32 protein-coding genes are annotated in these 18,060 nt (G+C 51.2%); 30 read left to right on the forward strand and 2 right to left on the reverse strand.

Annotation, left to right across the window (positions count from 1 at the left end; genetic code table 11):
• The 30 genes from IV91_RS17170 to rplQ form a co-directional block, all read left to right on the forward strand.
• Window positions 1-130, forward strand: a 130-nt coding sequence (locus tag IV91_RS17170) for an EF-Tu C-terminal domain-related protein (protein WP_459166974.1), incomplete at its 5' end; no start/stop codon positions are given.
• A 13-nt stretch (window positions 131-143) separates the two neighbouring features.
• Window positions 144-464, forward strand: coding sequence for a 30S ribosomal protein S10 (rpsJ, locus tag IV91_RS0106975; RefSeq protein ID WP_363320351.1), 321 nt, complete (start codon window positions 144-146; stop codon window positions 462-464).
• A gap of 103 nt (window positions 465-567) precedes the next feature.
• Window positions 568-1,212 carry a 50S ribosomal protein L3 gene (gene rplC / locus IV91_RS0106980; protein WP_031597138.1) on the forward strand — a complete coding sequence of 215 codons (645 nt, stop codon included), beginning with the start codon at window positions 568-570 and terminating at the stop codon, window positions 1,210-1,212.
• A gap of 1 nt (window position 1,213) precedes the next feature.
• Window positions 1,214-1,834, forward strand: a complete 621-nt coding sequence (gene rplD / locus IV91_RS0106985) for a 50S ribosomal protein L4 (RefSeq protein WP_031597139.1) — start codon at window positions 1,214-1,216, stop codon at window positions 1,832-1,834.
• Entirely contained in the window at window positions 1,831-2,139 is a 309-nt protein-coding gene (gene rplW, locus IV91_RS0106990) for a 50S ribosomal protein L23 (protein ID WP_031597140.1), read from the forward strand. Before rplD ends, rplW begins: the two co-directional genes overlap by 4 nt.
• A gap of 2 nt (window positions 2,140-2,141) precedes the next feature.
• Window positions 2,142-2,969, forward strand: coding sequence for a 50S ribosomal protein L2 (rplB, locus tag IV91_RS0106995; RefSeq protein ID WP_031597141.1), 828 nt, complete (start codon window positions 2,142-2,144; stop codon window positions 2,967-2,969).
• An 11-nt stretch (window positions 2,970-2,980) separates the two neighbouring features.
• Entirely contained in the window at window positions 2,981-3,265 is a 285-nt protein-coding gene (gene rpsS / locus IV91_RS0107000; RefSeq protein ID WP_031597142.1) for a 30S ribosomal protein S19, read from the forward strand.
• Window positions 3,266-3,273: 8 nt separating this feature from the next.
• Window positions 3,274-3,612, forward strand: a complete 339-nt coding sequence (gene rplV, locus IV91_RS0107005; RefSeq protein WP_411463865.1) for a 50S ribosomal protein L22 — start codon at window positions 3,274-3,276, stop codon at window positions 3,610-3,612.
• 2 nt (window positions 3,613-3,614) lie between these two features.
• Window positions 3,615-4,325 (forward strand): 30S ribosomal protein S3, encoded by a 711-nt coding sequence (gene rpsC, locus IV91_RS0107010; RefSeq protein WP_031597145.1) that lies wholly within the window; start codon window positions 3,615-3,617, stop codon window positions 4,323-4,325.
• A complete protein-coding gene (gene rplP / locus IV91_RS0107015) occupies window positions 4,309-4,722 on the forward strand; it encodes a 50S ribosomal protein L16 (RefSeq protein WP_031597147.1) in 414 nt (137 codons plus the stop codon). Before rpsC ends, rplP begins: the two co-directional genes overlap by 17 nt.
• A 5-nt stretch (window positions 4,723-4,727) precedes the next feature.
• Window positions 4,728-4,922 carry a 50S ribosomal protein L29 gene (rpmC, locus tag IV91_RS0107020; RefSeq protein ID WP_031597148.1) on the forward strand — a complete coding sequence of 65 codons (195 nt, stop codon included), beginning with the start codon at window positions 4,728-4,730 and terminating at the stop codon, window positions 4,920-4,922.
• Window positions 4,919-5,194, forward strand: a complete 276-nt coding sequence (rpsQ, locus tag IV91_RS0107025) for a 30S ribosomal protein S17 (RefSeq protein ID WP_031597150.1) — start codon at window positions 4,919-4,921, stop codon at window positions 5,192-5,194. Before rpmC ends, rpsQ begins: the two co-directional genes overlap by 4 nt.
• Before the next feature lie 180 nt (window positions 5,195-5,374).
• Window positions 5,375-5,743: a 50S ribosomal protein L14 gene (gene rplN, locus IV91_RS0107030; RefSeq protein WP_031597152.1), complete on the forward strand. Its 369-nt coding sequence runs from the start codon at window positions 5,375-5,377 to the stop codon at window positions 5,741-5,743.
• A gap of 8 nt (window positions 5,744-5,751) precedes the next feature.
• Window positions 5,752-6,069, forward strand: coding sequence for a 50S ribosomal protein L24 (gene rplX / locus IV91_RS0107035; protein WP_031597153.1), 318 nt, complete (start codon window positions 5,752-5,754; stop codon window positions 6,067-6,069).
• Between the two features lie 9 nt (window positions 6,070-6,078).
• A complete protein-coding gene (rplE, locus tag IV91_RS0107040) occupies window positions 6,079-6,618 on the forward strand; it encodes a 50S ribosomal protein L5 (RefSeq protein ID WP_031597154.1) in 540 nt (179 codons plus the stop codon).
• Between the two features lie 8 nt (window positions 6,619-6,626).
• Window positions 6,627-6,932 (forward strand): 30S ribosomal protein S14, encoded by a 306-nt coding sequence (gene rpsN, locus IV91_RS0107045; protein WP_031597155.1) that lies wholly within the window; start codon window positions 6,627-6,629, stop codon window positions 6,930-6,932.
• Between the two features lie 17 nt (window positions 6,933-6,949).
• Window positions 6,950-7,345: a 30S ribosomal protein S8 gene (gene rpsH, locus IV91_RS0107050; RefSeq protein ID WP_031597156.1), complete on the forward strand. Its 396-nt coding sequence runs from the start codon at window positions 6,950-6,952 to the stop codon at window positions 7,343-7,345.
• Between the two features lie 13 nt (window positions 7,346-7,358).
• A complete protein-coding gene (gene rplF / locus IV91_RS0107055; RefSeq protein ID WP_031597157.1) occupies window positions 7,359-7,892 on the forward strand; it encodes a 50S ribosomal protein L6 in 534 nt (177 codons plus the stop codon).
• Window positions 7,893-7,904: 12 nt separating this feature from the next.
• A complete protein-coding gene (gene rplR, locus IV91_RS0107060; RefSeq protein ID WP_031597158.1) occupies window positions 7,905-8,258 on the forward strand; it encodes a 50S ribosomal protein L18 in 354 nt (117 codons plus the stop codon).
• 29 nt (window positions 8,259-8,287) lie between these two features.
• On the forward strand, window positions 8,288-8,794 hold the full coding sequence (gene rpsE, locus IV91_RS0107065; protein WP_031597160.1) for a 30S ribosomal protein S5: 507 nt from the start codon (window positions 8,288-8,290) through the stop codon (window positions 8,792-8,794).
• 5 nt (window positions 8,795-8,799) lie between these two features.
• Complete coding sequence (gene rpmD, locus IV91_RS0107070) at window positions 8,800-8,988, forward strand: 50S ribosomal protein L30 (protein ID WP_031597163.1); 189 nt, start codon at window positions 8,800-8,802, stop codon at window positions 8,986-8,988.
• 9 nt (window positions 8,989-8,997) lie between these two features.
• Window positions 8,998-9,444, forward strand: a complete 447-nt coding sequence (rplO, locus tag IV91_RS0107075) for a 50S ribosomal protein L15 (RefSeq protein WP_031597164.1) — start codon at window positions 8,998-9,000, stop codon at window positions 9,442-9,444.
• A 5-nt stretch (window positions 9,445-9,449) separates the two neighbouring features.
• Complete coding sequence (gene secY / locus IV91_RS0107080) at window positions 9,450-10,766, forward strand: preprotein translocase subunit SecY (protein ID WP_031597167.1); 1,317 nt, start codon at window positions 9,450-9,452, stop codon at window positions 10,764-10,766.
• Window positions 10,767-10,768: 2 nt separating this feature from the next.
• A complete protein-coding gene (infA, locus tag IV91_RS0107085) occupies window positions 10,769-10,987 on the forward strand; it encodes a translation initiation factor IF-1 (protein WP_031597169.1) in 219 nt (72 codons plus the stop codon).
• 23 nt (window positions 10,988-11,010) lie between these two features.
• On the forward strand, window positions 11,011-11,124 hold the full coding sequence (gene rpmJ / locus IV91_RS17175; RefSeq protein WP_056929431.1) for a 50S ribosomal protein L36: 114 nt from the start codon (window positions 11,011-11,013) through the stop codon (window positions 11,122-11,124).
• A 40-nt stretch (window positions 11,125-11,164) separates the two neighbouring features.
• Window positions 11,165-11,527 (forward strand): 30S ribosomal protein S13, encoded by a 363-nt coding sequence (gene rpsM, locus IV91_RS0107090; RefSeq protein ID WP_031597170.1) that lies wholly within the window; start codon window positions 11,165-11,167, stop codon window positions 11,525-11,527.
• A gap of 15 nt (window positions 11,528-11,542) precedes the next feature.
• On the forward strand, window positions 11,543-11,938 hold the full coding sequence (rpsK, locus tag IV91_RS0107095; protein ID WP_031597171.1) for a 30S ribosomal protein S11: 396 nt from the start codon (window positions 11,543-11,545) through the stop codon (window positions 11,936-11,938).
• Between the two features lie 20 nt (window positions 11,939-11,958).
• Entirely contained in the window at window positions 11,959-12,585 is a 627-nt protein-coding gene (gene rpsD, locus IV91_RS0107100) for a 30S ribosomal protein S4 (protein WP_031597172.1), read from the forward strand.
• A gap of 41 nt (window positions 12,586-12,626) precedes the next feature.
• Window positions 12,627-13,616, forward strand: a complete 990-nt coding sequence (locus IV91_RS0107105) for a DNA-directed RNA polymerase subunit alpha (RefSeq protein ID WP_031597174.1) — start codon at window positions 12,627-12,629, stop codon at window positions 13,614-13,616.
• A 69-nt stretch (window positions 13,617-13,685) separates the two neighbouring features.
• Window positions 13,686-14,075, forward strand: a complete 390-nt coding sequence (gene rplQ / locus IV91_RS0107110; RefSeq protein WP_031597176.1) for a 50S ribosomal protein L17 — start codon at window positions 13,686-13,688, stop codon at window positions 14,073-14,075.
• A 66-nt stretch (window positions 14,076-14,141) separates the two neighbouring features.
• On the opposite strand, the gene IV91_RS0107115 is transcribed toward rplQ, so the two are convergent.
• Both IV91_RS0107115 and IV91_RS18875 read right to left on the reverse strand, forming a co-directional pair.
• The gene (locus IV91_RS0107115) at window positions 14,142-16,238 is read right to left on the reverse strand and encodes a putative bifunctional diguanylate cyclase/phosphodiesterase (RefSeq protein WP_051862255.1); all 2,097 of its coding nucleotides are present in this window, start codon (window positions 16,236-16,238) and stop codon (window positions 14,142-14,144) included.
• The gene (locus IV91_RS18875; RefSeq protein ID WP_051862257.1) at window positions 16,231-17,886 is read right to left on the reverse strand and encodes a sensor histidine kinase; all 1,656 of its coding nucleotides are present in this window, start codon (window positions 17,884-17,886) and stop codon (window positions 16,231-16,233) included. Before IV91_RS18875 ends, IV91_RS0107115 begins: the two co-directional genes overlap by 8 nt.
• Window positions 17,887-18,060: the final 174 nt, after the last annotated feature.

Genomic DNA, 18,060 nt, shown 5'->3' on the forward strand with positions numbered 1-18,060 from the left:
GCCTGGAGACAACGTGTCGGTGACGGTGACGTTGATTGCACCGATTGCGATGGAAGAGGGGCTGCGATTCGCGATTCGCGAAGGTGGTCGGACCGTGGGCGCCGGGGTTGTCGCTAAAGTGATTCAATAAGGAAATAAATTAAATGGCAACTGCATTGACCCATCAAAAGATTCGCATACGTCTGAAAGCTTTCGACTATCGGCTGATTGATCAGTCCGCTCTCGAGATTGTGGAAACCGCCAAGCGTACCGGTGCAGTGGTTAAGGGGCCGGTTCCCTTGCCTACTCGCATCGAGCGTTTTGACGTGTTGCGTTCGCCCCATGTGAACAAGACTTCCCGTGATCAGTTCGAGATTCGCACACATCTACGGTTGATGGATATCGTGGATCCCACTGACAAAACGGTGGATGCATTGATGAAACTTGATCTTCCAGCAGGCGTTGATGTAGAAATCAAGTTATAATTGAAGGTTAGGATGTAAGTGTAGTGCCAGCCGGTCAATTGGAATCGGCGCCTGAGGAGGGCCAGGGGGTCCTCACAGGAAACAAACATAAGGAACAATCAAGATGACGATAGGACTTGTCGGCCGTAAAGTCGGCATGACGCGCGTCTTCACTGATGACGGTGAGGCTATTCCAGTCACCGTCGTGGAAGTGGGCGGTAATCGCGTCACACAAATCAAAACGCCAGCAACGGATGGGTATTCGGCTATTCAGGTGACTTACGGTGAACGGCGTCCCAGTCGCGTGACCAAGGCGCAGGTAGGCCATTTGGCAAAATCCGGTTCCCTGGCCGGAACTCTGACCCGTGAATTTCCAATCAGTGAAGCACAGGTTTCGGACCTGTCACTGGGTTCCGTGCTGCCCCTCGACCAGTTTCAGGTGGGGCAAAAGGTCGATGTTACCGGAACCACTCTGGGTAAAGGGTTCACCGGCGCGATCAAGCGACATCACTTCAGTTCCAACCGTGCCAGCCATGGTAATTCTCTCAGCCATAATAGTCCTGGTTCCATCGGGATGGCGCAAGATCCTGGGCGGGTGTTTCCGGGAAAGCGGATGGCAGGACACTATGGTGATGACCGGCGTACCACGCAGAATCTGGAAATCGTACGAATCGATAACGTACGCAATCTACTGTTGATTAAAGGCGCCGTTCCTGGCTCCAAGGGTGGTCATGTGGTCGTCAGGCCCGCAGTCAAGGGAGGTGCATGAGATGGATCTCAAACTGATCGACGACAACGGACAGGTGACTTCCACCGTTAATGGTTCCGATGCATTATTTGCCAGAGACTACAACGAACCACTGGTACATCAGTTGGTTGTGGCATTTCAGGCCAATGCACGGCAAGGAACCCGCGCCCAGAAAGGGCGCAGCGAAGTGGCCAAATCCACCCGCAAGCCCTGGAAACAGAAGGGGACGGGGCGAGCCCGTGCCGGGATGGCGTCCAGTCCCTTGTGGCGCGGTGGAGGCAAGATTTTTCCCTCCAGCCCGGATGAAAACTTTAGCCATAAGGTCAACCGTAAAATGTACCGTGTGGGCATGTGCACCATTCTGTCTCAACTGGTGCGGGAAGATCGACTGGCTGTGGTAGAGGACATTGCACTCGAGTCCCCCAAAACCCGACACTTTGCAGGAAAATTGAAGGGAATGGGATTGGAACGGGTGCTGATCATTACCGATAGCTTGGATGAGAATCTTTATTTGTCTTCGCGAAATCTGCCCAATGCGTTGGTTCTCATGGTTACGGAAGCAGACCCATACAATCTGGTGCGTTTCCCGAAGGTGGTCCTGACGCGCAGTGCGGTCAAGAAATTCGAGGAGGTGCTGGGATGAATACCATCTTTCGTGAAGAACGTCTGCTTCAGATCATCGAGGCCCCTGTCATTTCCGAAAAAAGTACACGCGTCGCGGACAAGCATCAACAAGCCGTGTTTCGTGTGATTTGTGATGCAACCAAGGCGGAAATTAAAGCGGCTGTTCAACATCTGTTCAAGGTTGAAGTGGACACCGTGCAGGTAGTCAACGTCAAAGGTAAACACAAACGTTCTGGTCGTTTCGTGGGCAAACGTAAGGATTGGAAAAAAGCCTACGTCTGCCTCAAGGCTGGCCAGGAACTTAATCTGGTGCAGGGAGAATAGACATGGCGATCATCAAGATGAAACCTACATCGCCGGGCCGGCGGGGCGTGATCAGAGTCAGCCATCCCCACCTGCACAAGGGCGAAGCAGAAAAAAGTTTGCTGGAAAAGCAATTCAAGCACGCAGGACGTAACAATAACGGACATATCACCACTCGTCATCAAGGGGGCGGTCATCGTCAGCATTATCGTGTAGTGGATTTCCGGCGCAACAAGGACGGTATCGTCGCCAATGTGGAACGTATCGAGTACGATCCTAACCGGACCGCACATCTGGCCTTGTTATGTTATGCCGACGGAGAACGCCGTTACATCATTGCACCCAGAGGTATTTTACAGGGCGCACAATTGATGAGTGGCCCAGAAGCACCCATCAAGCCGGGAAATTGCTTGCCACTTCGCAATATTCCGGTGGGTAGCACCATTCACTGTATCGAAATGCAACCGGGCAAGGGCGCTCAGATGGCCCGCTCGGCAGGCACCTCGGTGCAACTTTTGGCGCGGGAAGGAACTTATGCACAACTTCGTTTGCGTTCAGGAGAAATTCGGCGCGTCCATGTGGATTGTCGCGCCACCCTGGGAGAAGTGAGCAACGAGGAACATAATCTTCGTTCCATCGGAAAGGCTGGGGCTCAGCGCTGGCGTGGGATTCGACCCACAGTGCGCGGGGTTGCTATGAATCCTGTGGACCATCCCCATGGGGGCGGTGAAGGTAAAACTGCCGCAGGCCGTCATCCTGTCAGTCCCTGGGGTATTCAGACCAAGGGGTATCGTACACGCAAGAACAAACGCACGAACAATATGATCGTTCGTCGTCGGCAATCGGCATAAGGGTCATCGATATGGCACGTTCGGTTAAGAAGGGACCGTTTGTAGACGGTCACCTCATCAAAAAGGTGGAAGTTGCAGTAGCTTCCAAAGATAAACGCCCTATCAAGACTTGGTCACGGCGTTCCACGGTTCTACCGGATTTTGTCGGACTGACCATTGCAGTACATAACGGAAAGCAACATATCCCGGTGTATGTCACTGAAAATATGGTGGGCCATAAATTAGGAGAGTTTTCTCTGACGCGTACCTTCAAAGGTCACGCAGCAGACAAGAAAGCTTCCTCCGGCAAGAAGTAAGGGGAACCATGATGAACGTACAAGCAATATTGCGTGGAGTCCACCTTTCAGCACAGAAAGGTCGACTGGTGGCTGATCAGGTACGGGGCATGGGCGTAGCAAAGGCTCTGGACGTACTGAATTTCAGCCCTAAAAAAGGGGCGCGAATCATCAAGAAAGTACTTGAATCCGCCATTGCCAATGCAGAGCATAATCTGGGTCTGGATGTGGATGAGTTAAAAATTTCCACGATTTTTGTGGAAAAAGGGCCAGTACTGAAGCGCTTTACTGCGCGAGCCAAAGGACGTGGGAACCGTATCGTCAAGCCCACCTGTCATATTTATGTCACGGTCGCGGACGAGGAGTAACCATGGGTCAGAAAATACATCCAATCGGCTTTCGATTGAGCGTTCTCAAGAACTGGAGTTCGCGCTGGTTTGCCAATTCAAAAAACTTTCCTGGAATGTTGCAGGATGACATCAAGGTCCGCGCCTTTCTAAAAAAGAAGTTGGCCAATGCTTCCGTGGGTCGTGTCATCATCGAACGTCCGGCCAAGAATGCCAAAATCACCATTTACAGTGCTCGACCTGGAATGGTGATCGGCAAGAAAGGCGAGGATATCGAAAATCTGCGTACCAGTCTGCAGAAATTGATGAAGGTGCCGGTGGCTGTCAATATTGAGGAAATTCGCAAACCGGAAATTGATGCACAGATCATTGCGGATGGGATCACGAGCCAGTTGGAAAAACGTGTCATGTTTCGTCGTGCCATGAAGCGCGCCATGCAAAATGCCATGCGTCTGGGTGCCCAGGGCATCAAGATTACCAGCAGCGGTCGACTGAACGGGATCGAAATTGCACGTACCGAATGGTATCGTGAAGGGCGGGTTCCTCTGCATACACTGCGTGCCGATATAGACTACGGTTTCTCGGAAGCCAAAACCACCTATGGGGTGATTGGCGTGCGTGTCTTGGTGTTCAAGGGTGAAATCATGGGTCGTGGTGAGCAGGTTGTCGCTGCTCCGGCTGAACCTGAGAAGAAATCACGTAAGTCAGGAGTTCGAAATGCTGCAGCCAGCTAGAACAAAATATCGCAAGCAACAAAAGGGCCGGAATACCGGTGTGGCAACCCGTGGTGCAAAAGTTTCCTTTGGAGATTTTGGTCTCAAGGCCACGGAACGGGGTCGTTTGACTGCTCGCCAGATCGAAGCGGCGCGCCGTGCCATGACCCGTCATATCAAGCGGGGCGGACGGATCTGGATTCGGATTTTCCCGGACAAACCCATTTCCCGTAAACCCGCCGAAGTTCGGATGGGAAATGGGAAGGGCAGCCCGGAATATTTTGTGGCTGAAATCGTACCAGGTAAAGTACTTTATGAAATGGATGGGGTGGATGAGGCATTGGCGCGGGAGGCCTTTCAACTGGCTGCGGCCAAATTGCCCATTGCCACCACCTTCGTCACGCGACAATTGGGATGATGGGCATGAAGACAATAGACTTGAGAACCAAGAGTGCAGAAGAATTGAATCAAGAGTTGATCAATCTGTATCAGGCTCGTTTTGGTCTGAAAATGCAGATCGCCACGCAACAAAGTAACAAAACCAGTGAACTTGGCAAGTTGCGGCGCGAAATCGCGCGGGTCAAAACCGTGATTGCTGAAAAGGGAGTGGCCAAATGAGTACAGAAGAAAAAGCGAAGGGAGGGAAACGAACCCTTACCGGTACGGTTGTGAGCGATAAAATGGATAAAACGGTCACGGTTCTGGTGGAACGTACGGTGACACATCCTTTCATCGGGAAGATCATGCGTCGATCCAAAAAATATCATGCTCACAATGAAGATAATACAGTGCATGCCGGTGATGTGGTCATCATCGAGGAGTGCCGCCCCTTGTCTAAAACCAAGACATGGACAGTGACTGAGCTGGTTTCCCGCGCGGTATCGGCCTGAGCATTTTGTCAGTAGATCACGGATTGCTTGCAAAGTATCCATATCAGTGCTAGAATCAGCGGTTCCTTAGGTAGTACCATTTTCCCAATACAACGGGGTCCAAAACTGGTCACCGATTCGGGATCGCTGATCCTGAACCTGCAGAGCAACACGGTGAATTAAGTTGGAGAGGTTTAAACCATGATTCAAATGCAATCGAAACTCGATGTCGCAGATAACACCGGTGCAAAGTCAGTGATGTGCATCAAAGTTCTCGGCGGTTCAAAACGGCGTTATGCCGGTATAGGGGATGTGATCAAGGTCAGCATAAAAAGTGCTGCACCCCGGGGTCGTGTCAAGAAAGGTGAGGTATATAACGCGGTTGTTGTTAGAACCGCTAAGGGTGTGCGTCGTCCTGATGGTTCACTGGTTCGTTTCGATGGCAATGCGGCAGTACTGCTCAATGCTAAATTGGAGCCTATTGGTACCCGGATCTTTGGGCCCGTCACGCGCGAACTCAGAACGGAGAAATTTATGAAAATCGTTTCTCTGGCCCCTGAAGTATTATAGGAGCAGACATGCGCAAGTTTCGTAAAGGTGATGAAGTCGTTGCCATTGCTGGCAAGGACAAGGGTAAGAGGGGTCCCATTCGTGAAATGGTGGGTCTCGATGGAGTGGTAGTGGAAGGGCTCAATCAAGTGCGCAAGCATGTTCGACCCAACCCGGCCAAGGGCGAAAATGGCGGTATCCTGACCAAGGAAATGCCCTTGCATATCTCCAACGTAGCACTGTTCAATCCTGCCACACAAAAAGCCGATCGGGTCGGTATTCGTATTCTTGAAGACGGGAAAAAAGTCCGTGTTTTCAAGTCGAATGGCGAAGTGGTCGATGCGTAAGGATAAAGTATGAGCCGCCTGGATAGTTACTATAAAGAAAATGTCGTGCCCGAACTGATCAAGCAATTTGGGTATAAGTCAGTCATGGAGGTGCCACGCATTTCCAAAATCACTCTCAATATGGGAGTGGGTGAGGCCGTATCTGACAAGAAGGTAATCGAGCATGCCGTGGGAGATATGGAAAAAATCGCCGGACAAAAACCGGTGGTGACCAAATCACGCAAGTCCATTGCTGGGTTCAAGATTCGTCAGGGTTATCCCATTGGATGCATGGTCACATTGCGTAGTCAACGGATGTTTGAGTTTCTTGATCGTCTCATCTCCGTAGCGATTCCGCGAATTCGAGATTTTCGTGGTATCTCAGGACGTTCCTTTGATGGAAGGGGGAACTACAGTATGGGCGTGCGCGAGCAAACCATTTTCCCTGAGATCGAATACGACAAGATTGATGCCGTTCGTGGTATGAACATTACCATTACCACCACAGCCAAAACCGATGCAGAAGCAAAAGCATTGTTGTTGGCCTTTAAATTCCCGTTGAAAGTTTGAGGTGAACTGTGGCTAAAGTTGCATTAATCAATCGTGAATTGAAGCGCCGCGCAGCGGTTAAGAAATTCGCAGTAAAACGGGCATCATTGGTGGCTATCATCAATGACTCCAAGGCGGATGACGATGCCCGCATGGTTGCCCGTGAAGCTCTCCAGAATTTACCCCGTAACGCCAGTCCAGTCCGGTTGCGTAATCGTTGCGCATTGACGGGAAGACCGCGCGGGGTTTATAGCAAGTTCGGGTTAGGGCGGAACAAATTTCGTGAAATTGCCATGCGCGGTGAAATACCGGGCATAACCAAAGCCAGTTGGTAGTCGCAGGAGCCTAATCGATGAGTATGACAGATCCTATCGCGGATATGCTGACGCGCATCCGCAACGCGCAACGGGCAGAAAAGCCCAGTGTTTCTATGCCCTCTTCCAAGTTGAAGGTTGCCATTGCTAAAGTCCTCTTGGACGAAGGCTATATCGATGGTATGCAGGTTCACCAGAAGGATTCCAAACCCACTCTGGAAATTGGACTGAAGTATTATGCGGGTCGCCCCGTGATTGAATTGATTCAGCGAGTCAGTCGCCCTGGGTTGCGTATCTATAAAGCCAGTGATGAAATACCCAAGGTCATGAACGGGTTGGGTGTAGCGATCGTTTCTACCCCCGCTGGAGTCATTACCGATCGCGCAGCCCGTCGCCAGAATGTCGGTGGCGAAGTGCTGTGTGTAGTGGCATAAAGGAGACTTAATTATGTCACGTATCGCGAAATATCCTGTTGCACTTCCTGAGAAAGTAGAAATTACCCAGGCAGATCAGTTGATCACTGTCAAGGGACCTCTCGGAACATTGACTCAGAGAGTGGGTACACTCGTTCGAATCAATCAGGTGGGCAATGAACTTCTGTTTGAACCCGCCAACGAGACCGCGGCTGCAAATGCCATGTCCGGTACCCTTCGTGCACTGGTTTCCAATATGGTGACCGGTGTTACGAAAGGCTGGGAAAAGAAACTGACTCTGGTGGGTGTGGGCTATCGTGCTCAGGCTGCTGGTGACAAGTTGAATCTTTCCCTTGGTTTTTCTCATCCGGTGGTTCACCAGATGCCTCTTGGAATCAAGGTGGAAACCCCAACCCAGACTGAAATCCTGATCAAAGGTATTGATCGGCAGGTGGTAGGACAGGTGGCCGCTGAGGTTCGTGCGTATCGGAAACCTGAACCCTACAAAGGAAAAGGGGTTCGCTACGCCGACGAGAAAGTGATCATTAAAGAAACCAAGAAGAAATAAGGCAAATTTATCATGATGCATGAAAATGGAAGAGTTCGTCGTGCTAAGCGCACGCGCGCCAAGATTGCCGAATTGGGGGTGATTCGTTTGTCAATTCATCGAACCAATCAGCACGTCTATGCCCAGATCATTGATCCTACGGGTTCCAAGGTATTGGCCAGCGCCTCTACACTTGAGCCGGAAGTTCGCAACATTCTCGGGAATGGATCAAATATTGCAGCTGCGGTTCTGATTGGGAAACGCATTGCAGAAAAAGCCAAGGCAGTGGGCGTCGAGCAGGTGGCTTTTGATCGTTCCGGATTTCGCTATCACGGTCGCGTCAAGGCATTGGCCGACGCGGCTCGTGAAGGCGGACTTCAGTTTTAATCGAATCAGCGACCCATTGGGGAAAGCACATGGCAAAGAATGACAATGAAGAGCGTGGTGATGGACTGCGCGAAAAAATGGTTGCAGTCAACCGCGTCACCAAGGTGGTTAAAGGTGGACGTATTCTCGGCTTTGCCGCATTGACCGTGGTTGGAGACGGTGATGGCGGTATTGGCATGGGTAAGGGTAAGGCTCGGGAAGTTCCTGTGGCTGTTCAGAAAGCAATGGAACAGGCGCGGCGCAAGATGGTAAAAGTGAATTTGAAGAATGGCACGCTCTTTCATCAGGTCATGGGAGAGCATGGTGCGGCGAAAGTCTTTATGCAACCGGCTTCCGAAGGTACCGGGATTATCGCAGGTGGTCCAATGCGCGCGGTTTTTGAAGTCATGGGTGTGACCAATGTGCTGGCCAAGTGTATTGGCTCCACCAACCCCTACAATGTTATCCGCGCAACCCTCAAGGGTCTCGAAGCAACTCGTCGACCGTCAGAAGTGGCTGCTAAGCGTGGCAAGACCATTGAAGAGATCATGGAGTGATGACAATGACTCAACCAGAAATCAAGACTTTTCGAGTGACCCTGACCAAAAGCCCGATTGGTGCGATCAAATCCCATCGTGATTGCGTGCGCGGGTTAGGCTTACGTCGTATGAATCACAGCGTTGAGGTATTGGATACCCCGGAAAATCGCGGTATGGCTGCCAGTGTTCACCATCTGGTCCGTAGCGAGTAAGGAGAAAACATGGAACTGAACACAATCAAACCCGCAGTTGGGGCCAAACAAGCACGACGTCGTGTGGGAAGAGGGATCGGCAGTGGTTTGGGGAAAACTGCAGGACGTGGTCATAAAGGGCAAAAATCTCGCTCCGGTGGTTTTCATAAAGTGGGTTTTGAAGGCGGTCAGATGCCTTTGCAACGGCGGCTGCCCAAGCGTGGTTTTGTCAGTTTGACTCAAGGAGCCACAGAGCAGGTGCGCCTGGTGGATCTGATGCGTGTAACCTCGGAAGTCATCGATTTGTTGGCACTGAAGGAAGCGGGCGTGATATCGGGCTCTGCTCAAGGCGCCAAGGTATTTTTGAAGGGCGAAATTACCCGCGCAGTTCAAATCCGGGGTATCGGTGTCACTCAAGGTGCGCGTAAAGCCATCGAAGCAGCGGGTGGTACGATTCTGGATCAGAAGAGCGAGTAAAGATTTTGGCTTCGGTTCCCAACAATTTTTCAGGAAGCAAACTGGACGACCTCAAACGTCGCCTCTGGTTTGTTGTGGGTGCTCTGGTGGTATATCGCCTGGGTGCTCATATCCCTGTACCGGGAATCAATCCCGATGAGTTGTCGAAACTTTTCAGCAGTCAGAAGTCCGGCATACTCGGCATGGTCAACATGTTTTCTGGAGGAGCGCTTTCTCGATTCACAGTTTTCGCTCTGGGTATCATGCCTTATATTTCATCGTCCATCATCATGCAGTTATTGACGACGGTGGTACCTTCCCTCGAGACCCTGAAAAAAGAAGGTGAAGCGGGACGGCGCAAGATCACTCAGTACACTCGTTATGGGACGGTAGTACTGGCTTTCTTTCAAGCCATGGGAATTGCGGTGGCACTGGAAGCACAACCCGGTCTTGTGCTCGACCCCGGTCTTCCTTTCCGCTTGACTACCGCCATTACGTTAGTGACGGGTACCATGTTTTTGATGTGGTTGGGGGAACAAATCACCGAGCGAGGCATCGGTAATGGAATTTCCTTGATCATTTTCAGTGGAATCGTGGCAGGATTGCCCCGTGCTGTAGGCAGTACCCTGGAATTGGTTCGCACGGGTGCCTTCAGTTGGTTCCTGGCCCTGTCTATTTTTACAGCAGTGGTGGCCGTGACTGCCCTCGTGGTATTTGTGGAACGTGGTCAGCGCAAGATTACGGTGAATTACGCCAAGCGTCAGGTGGGCAACAAGATTTATGGGGGACAAAGCAGTCATCTTCCCCTCAAGATCAATATGGCAGGGGTAATTCCTCCCATTTTTGCCAGCAGCATCATTCTTTTTCCCGCTACCCTGGCCGGGTGGTTCGGAAGCCGGCAACATTTTGGTTGGCTCAAAGAGATCAGCAGTATGCTAAGTCCTGGACAGCCCATTTATGTCATGCTTTATGCAGGGGCTATTTTGTTTTTCTGTTTTTTCTATACTGCCTTGGTCTTTAACAGCAAGGAAACTGCGGATAACCTGAAAAAGAACGGTGCGTTCATTCCGGGGATTCGTCCAGGTGAACAAACTTCGCGCTACCTGGATAAAATTCTCACACGGTTGACGCTGACGGGGGCCATCTACATCACTTTGGTTTGTTTATTACCTGAATTTTTGATTGTTAAGTTTAATGTCCCGTTTTATTTTGGTGGGACCTCATTGTTGATCATCGTTGTCGTTACTATGGATTTTATGGCCCAAGTTCAAACCTATCTCATGTCCCAACAGTACGAAAGTTTGCTCAAGAAGGCGAATTTTAAAGGACAAGGGGCAAAGTAATCATGGCCAAGGAAGACACCATTGAAATGCAGGGAGAAATTCTGGAAACCCTTCCTAATGCCACCTTCCGGGTAAAACTGGAAAATGATCATGTGGTATTAGGACATATATCAGGAAAGATGCGCATGCATTACATTCGCATTCTTCCCGGAGACAAGGTGACCGTTGAACTCACTCCCTATGATCTGAGCCGTTGTCGAATCACCTTCCGTGCCAAGTAGCACGGGCTTTGCTGGAGAACATCATGAAAGTACAAGCATCTGTCAAAAAAGTTTGTCGCAAGTGCAAACTGGTCCGTCGCAAAGGCGTCTTGCGCGTCATTTGTGAAGATCCACGGCACAAACAGCGCCAAGGCTGATTGATTTTTTTTACTATCGCACTAGAAACTGAGGACGCATATGGCTCGTATTGCAGGGGTCAACATCCCTAACCATCAACATGCAGAAATTGCCTTGACCGCCATTTATGGAATCGGTCGTTCGCGAGCACGAGATATCTGTGCTGCAGCCGGAGTCACGACCAGCACCAAGATCAAGGATCTTACCGACGCTGATATGGAGCGGTTACGGGTTGAAGTCACCAAATTTTCTGTAGAAGGTGACTTGCGTCGGGAGGTTTCGCTTAACATCAAACGGCTGATGGATCTCGGTAGTTACCGTGGCACTCGCCATCGACGTGGCCTGCCTTGTCGTGGACAGAGAACCCGCACCAATGCTCGTACCCGCAAGGGCCCGCGCAAAGCTGTGCGTACAACCAAGTAATTCCAGGAGTTAGACATGGTCAAATCCAATACGGGCGCACGTGCGCGCAAGAAAGTCAAAAAGAATGTGGCTGAAGGAATCGCGCATGTTCACGCTTCCTTCAATAATACGATTGTCACAATTACCGATCGTCAAGGAAACGCCTTGTCCTGGGCAACTTCTGGCAGTAATGGCTTCAAGGGATCGCGTAAAAGCACTCCCTTTGCAGCTCAGATTGCAGCAGAAAATGCAGGTAAGGCGGCGCAGGAATGTGGCGTAAAAAACCTTGAAGTCCGGATCAAGGGGCCGGGACCCGGACGAGAGTCTGCTGTTCGTGCCTTGAATTCCGTAGGCTTTAAAATCACCAGCATTTCGGATGTGACACCGGTTCCCCATAATGGGTGCCGTCCTCCGAAAAAGCGTCGTATTTAATCAGGTAGCGGGAGAATACTGTGGCCAGAAACCTGGATGCCAAATGCCGTCAATGTCGCCGTGAAGGGGAGAAACTTTTCCTCAAGGGCGAAAAATGTTTTACAGAAAAATGTGCCATCGAGCGTCGTGCCTACGCGCCCGGACAACATGGACAAAAGCAAAGCCGTCAATCCGACTATGGTGGTCAGTTGCGTGCCAAGCAAAAGGTTCGGAGAATTTATGGTGTGCTGGAAGGCCAGTTTCGCTTGACCTATAAAGCCGCCGAGCGTGCTCGCGGAATTACCGGTGATAATCTTCTGAAAGCCCTGGAAAGTCGCCTGGATAACGTCGCCTATCGCATGGGCTTTGGTGCCTCGCGCGTGGAAGCACGACAAGTGGTTCGCCATAACGGAATTCTTGTCAATGGCAAGCGCGTGAATATCCCTTCTTACCAGGTTCGCCCTGGGGATCAGGTGCAGGTTGCGGAAAAGTCACGGCAACAGTTGCGTATCAAGGCGTCTGCAGAAGCGGCAGAAGGGAGAGGGTTTCCCGAGTGGATTGAAGTCGACATCAAGGCTTTGAAGGGTGTCTACAAGGCGCGCCCGGAACGTAGTGAATTGCCGTCCACGATCAACGAGTCCCTGATTGTGGAACTGTACTCCAAATAATCAGGAGTTATGAACCTGAGATCGATCATCAAGGACAAATGATGCAAGAAGATACATTGACTGCAAATTTTTTGAAACCACGTTCTATCGAAGTTCAGAACATCCATCCGAATCATGCCAAGGTTTTGATGGAGCCCTTTGAACGGGGGTACGGTCATACCCTGGGTAATGCGTTGCGGCGCATTCTGCTTTCCTCCATGCCGGGTTTTGCACCGGTTGAAGTCAAGATTTCCAATGTGGTTCATGAGTATTCCACAGTGGATGGCGTTCAGGAAGATGTGGTGGATTTGTTGCTGAACCTCAAGGGGGTCGTTTTAAAACTTCATCAGCATGATGATGCTGTTTTGACTCTCTCCAAGGTAGGTCCTTGTGTGGTGACAGCGGCGGATTTTGATCCCCAGCATCAAGTGGAGATCATCAATCCGGGACATGTCATCGCTCATCTTACTGCAGGTGGAAAACTGGAGATGCAGGTCAAGGTATCCAAAGGTTTTGGTTACGAACCTGCTTCTGTTCGTCCAGATAATGACGAAACCCATGCGGTCAGTGGCATTCAGTTGGATGCCTCCTATAGTCCGGTTCGGCGTGTCAGTTATGCGGTGGAAAGTGCGCGCGTGGAGCAACGGACTGACCTTGATCGCCTGGTAATGGACATTGAAACCAATGGGGCCATTGAACCTGAGGAAGCCGTGCGTTTTGCTGCCCGTGTTCTGATGGAACAACTCTCGGTTTTTGCGGATCTGCAGGGTACGCCAGTCTCCAATGAAACCACGCGCATTCCCCAGGTGGACCCTATTCTCCTGCAACCAGTGGATGATCTTGAGTTGACCGTTCGTTCTGCCAATTGCCTTAAGGCAGAAAATATTTATTATATTGGTGATTTGATTCAACGGACTGAAACCGAGTTGCTTAAGACCCCAAATCTTGGTCGTAAGTCTTTGAATGAAATTAAGGAAGTATTGGCAACCAAGAGTTTGACCTTGGGCATGAAACTGGAAAACTGGCCTCCCGCAGGTTTGGAACGTCGTTAACTGACACGTTCACCATAAGCGCCAACTGGCGCATTACTTATAAATGACTGAAATCATGAGGATTATCAAATGCGTCACCGTTTAAGCAATCGCAAACTTAATCGTACCACCAGCCATCGTTTGGCCATGTTGCGGAATATGTCCAATTCATTGCTGCGCCATGAGGCAATCAAGACCACGCTGCCAAAGGCCAAGGAATTGCGTCGGGTGGTGGAACCCCTGATCACTTTGGGCAAGGAACCTACATTGGCCAATCACCGTCTCGCTTTTGATCGGTTGCGGGATCGCGAAATGGTCATGAAACTCTTCAATGAATTGGGCCCCCGTTACAAGACACGACCAGGGGGGTATGTCCGGATTCTCAAGTTCGGATTTCGCCAGGGGGATAATGCACCCATGGCCTTTGTGGAGTTGGTAGATCGTCCTGACGTTGAAGTGATCGAGGAAGATGGCGAATAATAACCCGTATCTGTTCGATATCTATCGTAATAAAAAGCCTGCATACGCAGGCTTTTTATTACTCAACTAACGATGCAATTGAGTTAGGAAATTCTGAAATTCATCTATGGGTACGGGTTTGCCAAACAGATATCCCTGATGCGCATGACAGCCGTTGCGTTCAAGAAATTCGCGCTGCTGTTCCGTTTCCACGCCTTCGGCAATCACCTTCAGTCCGAGGTTTTCGGCCATTCCGATGATGGTCCGAACGATTGCCGCATCGTTTGGATCGGTGGCGATGTCGCGTACGAAACTCTGGTCGATCTTGATCTGGTCCAGCGGCAGGCGTTTAAGATAGGACAAGGAGGATTGTCCAGTGCCGAAGTCATCCAGCGAAAAACGGATTCCAATGCTGCGCAGTGCCTGCATTTTGCCGATGCTGTCGTCAATGTCGTTGAGCACCAAGGATTCGGTCAGTTCGAGTTCAAGCCCTAGTTTGAGAGGATTGACGCCGGTGTCTTTCAGAACTTCCAGCACCTGTTCGACAAAATTTGGCTGACTGAACTGCCGTGCACTGACGTTGACGGCAATCCGTAAATGACGGGTCAGCGGGTCGACTTGCCACGCTTTGAGTTGCACGCAAGCCATATGCAGCACCCAGGCACCAATGGGCACAATAAGGCCGGTTTCTTCGGCAAGAGGAATGAATTCCATAGGTGAAATCAGCCCCCGCACAGGATGCTGCCAGCGTAGCAGTACCTCGGAGCCCACCACACCTCGCTCATTAACCTGTATCTGATGGTAAAGCCTGAGTTGCTGGAGCGGCAGGGCCTGGCGCAGATCTCCCATCAAGGCGGTGCGCTCCTCCAGTTCGATTTGCATGGCGGGATCGAAGAAGCGCAGGGTGTTGCGGCCCGATGCCTTGGCCTGGTACATCGCGGTATCGGCATGCCTGAGCAGGTCATCCATGCCCGTATCATTGCCGTGAAACAAGTTGATTCCAATGCTGGATGAACAGTGATAATCAACTCCCTGAAGACTGAAAGAGTGGTTGATGGCTTTGAGAACTTTCTCCCCGACATCTTGGGCAGCCGCCGCCGCTTGCTGGGTATCTTCGCTGAGATTCTCGAGCATGATAATGAATTCGTCGCCGCCTATGCGGGCTACGGTATCGCCACTGCGTACACAATCTCGTAGACACTTGGCGACTTCGATCAACAGCAGGTCGCCGATGTCGTGACCGCGGGTATCGTTGAGTACCTTGAAATTGTCCAGATCGAGAAACAGCAGCGCCCCCTTGCACTGACTGCGAACGCTGGAAGTCATGGCCTGCTGCAAACGGTCATGCAATAATCGTCGGTTGGGCAATCCGGTGAGCGGGTCATAAAAAGCAAGTTGGTGTATTTTTTCATCGGCTTCCTTGCGCAGAGTGATGTCAGAAAATACGCCGACATAATTCGTCACCCGTCCATCCCCATCAAGCACGGCAGTGATGGTCAGCCATTCCGGGTAAATCTCTCCATTCTTGCGTCGGTTCCAGAGTTCTCCCTGCCAGTATTTGTCGCGGTTGAGGGTTTCCCACATGGCTTGGTAAAACGCTGCATCCTGTCGTCCGGATTTGAGTATGGCGGGGGTCTTGCCTAACGCCTCCATGGCGCTATAGCCGGTCAATCGAGTGAAAGCGCAATTGACTCGAAGGATGTGTTGATCCCGGTCAGTAATCACGATGCCTTCCTGCGTCTCGAAGGCCGTGGCGGCAATTCTCAGTTCCTGGTCGACCACCTTGCGTGCATGGACTTCCTGTTCCGCCAACAGCGTCAACCGGACGGCCGGAGCAAGCCGGGCCAGTCGGTCTTTTAGTACATAATCCTTGGCGCCCGCATGGATCAACTCCACTGCCTCAACATCAGTAAGAGCGCCGGTGACCATGATCACCGGTACTTCAGGGTGGGTGCGCTGCACGATCTCCAGTGCAACTAAGCCGTTGAAGTCGGGCAGATTGTAATCTGAAAGGATGATGTCCGGATGGAATTCTTCGAGCGCACGGGTGAATGCATCACGCGTTGTCACGCGTATGGAAGTGAAGGCGATACCGGCCCTGCGCAGTTCACGCACGATCAATTCCGCATCGGTTGGATTGTCTTCCACCAACAAAATTTCCACTTCCACCATCGTATTACTCATGCTCTTTTTCCTTTGTCGGAAAAGTAAAATAAATTGTCGCGCCTTCGTTGACTTTGCCTTCTGCCCACACCCGTCCGCCATGGCGGCTGACAATGCGCTTCACAATGGCAAGCCCGATGCCTGTCCCATCGAATTCAGTCACCCCGTGCAAGCGCTGAAATACGCCAAACAACTTGTCAACATATTGCATGTCAAAGCCGGCGCCATTATCCCTCACATAATAAACGGTTTCATCCCCCTGGACAGAACCCCCTACTTTAATTCTGATGGTTTCCCTGGCGCTACTGAACTTGAGGGAATTAGACAGCAGGTTGACGAAGACTTGACGCATCATGGCGCGGTCACCCATCATGGAGGGCAGATGCTCGATCTCCACCAGCACTTCTTGTCCAACTGTGGCTGACCACAACTCTTCAAAAACTTCATGGGCCAACCGCTCCATGTCAACCTCGGAAAAATTTATTTCCACCCGTCCCGCCCGGGAGAATTTCAGGATATCGTCAATCAGTTGTCCCATCCGGCTGGTATTGTCTCGCACCACATTGAGCAAACGACGGCCTTCATCATCCAGCTTGCTGGTGTAATCATCCAGCAGGATACGGGAAAACCCATCAATGGCGCGCAGTGGTGTGCGCAGGTCGTGGGAAACCGAATAGGAAAAGGCCTCCAACTCCTTGTTGGCGGCTTCGAGTTGCGCAGTCCGCTCTGCTACGCGAATTTCCAGGTCATCCTTGAGCGCACAAAGTTCGGCTTCTGATCGCTTGCGCTCCGTAATATCGCGTCCGATGACCACCAACTCCTTGCGTTCCCCCTCCTTGCTGAATAGCGGTACCTTGCGCGTTTCTATGACATATCGGCCACCATCCACCACGAAATTTTCTTCGCCCACCAGCAGGCATCCAGCTTGCCATGCTTTTTCATCCCCCACCAGACATCCTTCGTGCGCAGTACGGAATGCCGGTTGCAGATCCGCCAACTCCATTTCGGTTTTGCCTTGCCAGGGAAGGCCGTGCAATTGAAACATCTGCTTGGCCGAATCATTGATAACCAGCCAGCGTCCATCGCCATCTTTCAGAAAAATTGCATCGGGGATGGCTTCGATCAACGCGGTCAGTTGCCTTTCGGCCAACTCAAGTTGTTGCTGCTGGTTCTTGAGGGCGGCTATCCGTCCAATGACGAGGAACAAAAAGAGTTGCAAGGCGACCTGCCCGCCGATAAGCCATGCCAACAGAGAATTCAGATGCCTGAAATTTTCTGACAAATCGATTCTGAGATCGGAGGCTCCGTTGAAGGATGCCGGCGCGACATGATGGCAAGACAGGCAATCGGTGCCGTGAAAACTGTGGCTTGTAATATACGGCGTGATCGCGCGCAGCATGGGCTTGCCATTCACCAGTTCGATCGAAATATGGGGAATTGATTTTCCGGCGCTGATGGATCTCTCGATTGTTTGTTTCACCAACGGGTCGTCCAGATGTTCTTCCGGCAATCCGGGGCCAAATTGCCGGACTACCTGATTGGTTCGAACCAGACGTAATGAAGCCAACTGCTGCCCTTCGATGATTTTTTTGATCATCAACTGCCGGTCGACCGAATTGGAAATTGCTCCAGTCACCATCAACAGGTTGGCGTCGTCTATGACCTGCATGGCAACCCCTTCTGCGCGCTGTGTCTGGCTGGAAATTATGTTTGATTTGTAACTACTCGCCCCCTAATTCACCAGCCAAAGCCATTTGAATGGCAATCATGGGATTGACCCCTTTGTAAGCCATGGTTTGCAGGTAACTGGTGATGCGGCAATAGGCATGGGCATAGATTTCAG

Origin of the sequence: Ferrovum myxofaciens (genome assembly GCF_000735045.1) — a bacterium.
Lineage (GTDB): Bacteria > Pseudomonadota > Gammaproteobacteria > Burkholderiales > Ferrovaceae > Ferrovum > Ferrovum myxofaciens.

Excerpts from the sequence above, each read along its gene's own strand:
- rpsC (WP_031597145.1), top strand. The coding sequence starts at position 3,615 with ATGGGTCAGAAAATACATCCAATCGGCTTTCGATTGAGCGTTCTCAAG.
- rpsH (WP_031597156.1), top strand. The coding sequence starts at position 6,950 with ATGAGTATGACAGATCCTATCGCGGATATGCTGACGCGCATCCGCAAC.
- IV91_RS0107115 (WP_051862255.1), bottom strand. The coding sequence starts at position 16,238 with ATGAGTAATACGATGGTGGAAGTGGAAATTTTGTTGGTGGAAGACAAT.
- rpsM (WP_031597170.1), top strand. The coding sequence starts at position 11,165 with ATGGCTCGTATTGCAGGGGTCAACATCCCTAACCATCAACATGCAGAA.
- rplD (WP_031597139.1), top strand. The coding sequence starts at position 1,214 with ATGGATCTCAAACTGATCGACGACAACGGACAGGTGACTTCCACCGTT.
- rplE (WP_031597154.1), top strand. The coding sequence starts at position 6,079 with ATGAGCCGCCTGGATAGTTACTATAAAGAAAATGTCGTGCCCGAACTG.
- rplO (WP_031597164.1), top strand. The coding sequence starts at position 8,998 with ATGGAACTGAACACAATCAAACCCGCAGTTGGGGCCAAACAAGCACGA.
- IV91_RS18875 (WP_051862257.1), bottom strand. The coding sequence starts at position 17,886 with ATGCAGGTCATAGACGACGCCAACCTGTTGATGGTGACTGGAGCAATT.
- rpsE (WP_031597160.1), top strand. The coding sequence starts at position 8,288 with ATGGCAAAGAATGACAATGAAGAGCGTGGTGATGGACTGCGCGAAAAA.
- rplB (WP_031597141.1), top strand. The coding sequence starts at position 2,142 with ATGGCGATCATCAAGATGAAACCTACATCGCCGGGCCGGCGGGGCGTG.
- rplV (WP_411463865.1), top strand. The coding sequence starts at position 3,274 with ATGATGAACGTACAAGCAATATTGCGTGGAGTCCACCTTTCAGCACAG.
- rplF (WP_031597157.1), top strand. The coding sequence starts at position 7,359 with ATGTCACGTATCGCGAAATATCCTGTTGCACTTCCTGAGAAAGTAGAA.
- rpmD (WP_031597163.1), top strand. The coding sequence starts at position 8,800 with ATGACTCAACCAGAAATCAAGACTTTTCGAGTGACCCTGACCAAAAGC.
- rplX (WP_031597153.1), top strand. The coding sequence starts at position 5,752 with ATGCGCAAGTTTCGTAAAGGTGATGAAGTCGTTGCCATTGCTGGCAAG.
- rpmC (WP_031597148.1), top strand. The coding sequence starts at position 4,728 with ATGAAGACAATAGACTTGAGAACCAAGAGTGCAGAAGAATTGAATCAA.
- rpsJ (WP_363320351.1), top strand. The coding sequence starts at position 144 with ATGGCAACTGCATTGACCCATCAAAAGATTCGCATACGTCTGAAAGCT.
- IV91_RS0107105 (WP_031597174.1), top strand. The coding sequence starts at position 12,627 with ATGCAAGAAGATACATTGACTGCAAATTTTTTGAAACCACGTTCTATC.
- infA (WP_031597169.1), top strand. The coding sequence starts at position 10,769 with ATGGCCAAGGAAGACACCATTGAAATGCAGGGAGAAATTCTGGAAACC.
- rplQ (WP_031597176.1), top strand. The coding sequence starts at position 13,686 with ATGCGTCACCGTTTAAGCAATCGCAAACTTAATCGTACCACCAGCCAT.
- rplW (WP_031597140.1), top strand. The coding sequence starts at position 1,831 with ATGAATACCATCTTTCGTGAAGAACGTCTGCTTCAGATCATCGAGGCC.
- rpmJ (WP_056929431.1), top strand. The coding sequence starts at position 11,011 with ATGAAAGTACAAGCATCTGTCAAAAAAGTTTGTCGCAAGTGCAAACTG.
- rplC (WP_031597138.1), top strand. The coding sequence starts at position 568 with ATGACGATAGGACTTGTCGGCCGTAAAGTCGGCATGACGCGCGTCTTC.
- rpsK (WP_031597171.1), top strand. The coding sequence starts at position 11,543 with ATGGTCAAATCCAATACGGGCGCACGTGCGCGCAAGAAAGTCAAAAAG.
- rpsQ (WP_031597150.1), top strand. The coding sequence starts at position 4,919 with ATGAGTACAGAAGAAAAAGCGAAGGGAGGGAAACGAACCCTTACCGGT.
- rplN (WP_031597152.1), top strand. The coding sequence starts at position 5,375 with ATGATTCAAATGCAATCGAAACTCGATGTCGCAGATAACACCGGTGCA.
- rplP (WP_031597147.1), top strand. The coding sequence starts at position 4,309 with ATGCTGCAGCCAGCTAGAACAAAATATCGCAAGCAACAAAAGGGCCGG.
- rplR (WP_031597158.1), top strand. The coding sequence starts at position 7,905 with ATGATGCATGAAAATGGAAGAGTTCGTCGTGCTAAGCGCACGCGCGCC.
- rpsS (WP_031597142.1), top strand. The coding sequence starts at position 2,981 with ATGGCACGTTCGGTTAAGAAGGGACCGTTTGTAGACGGTCACCTCATC.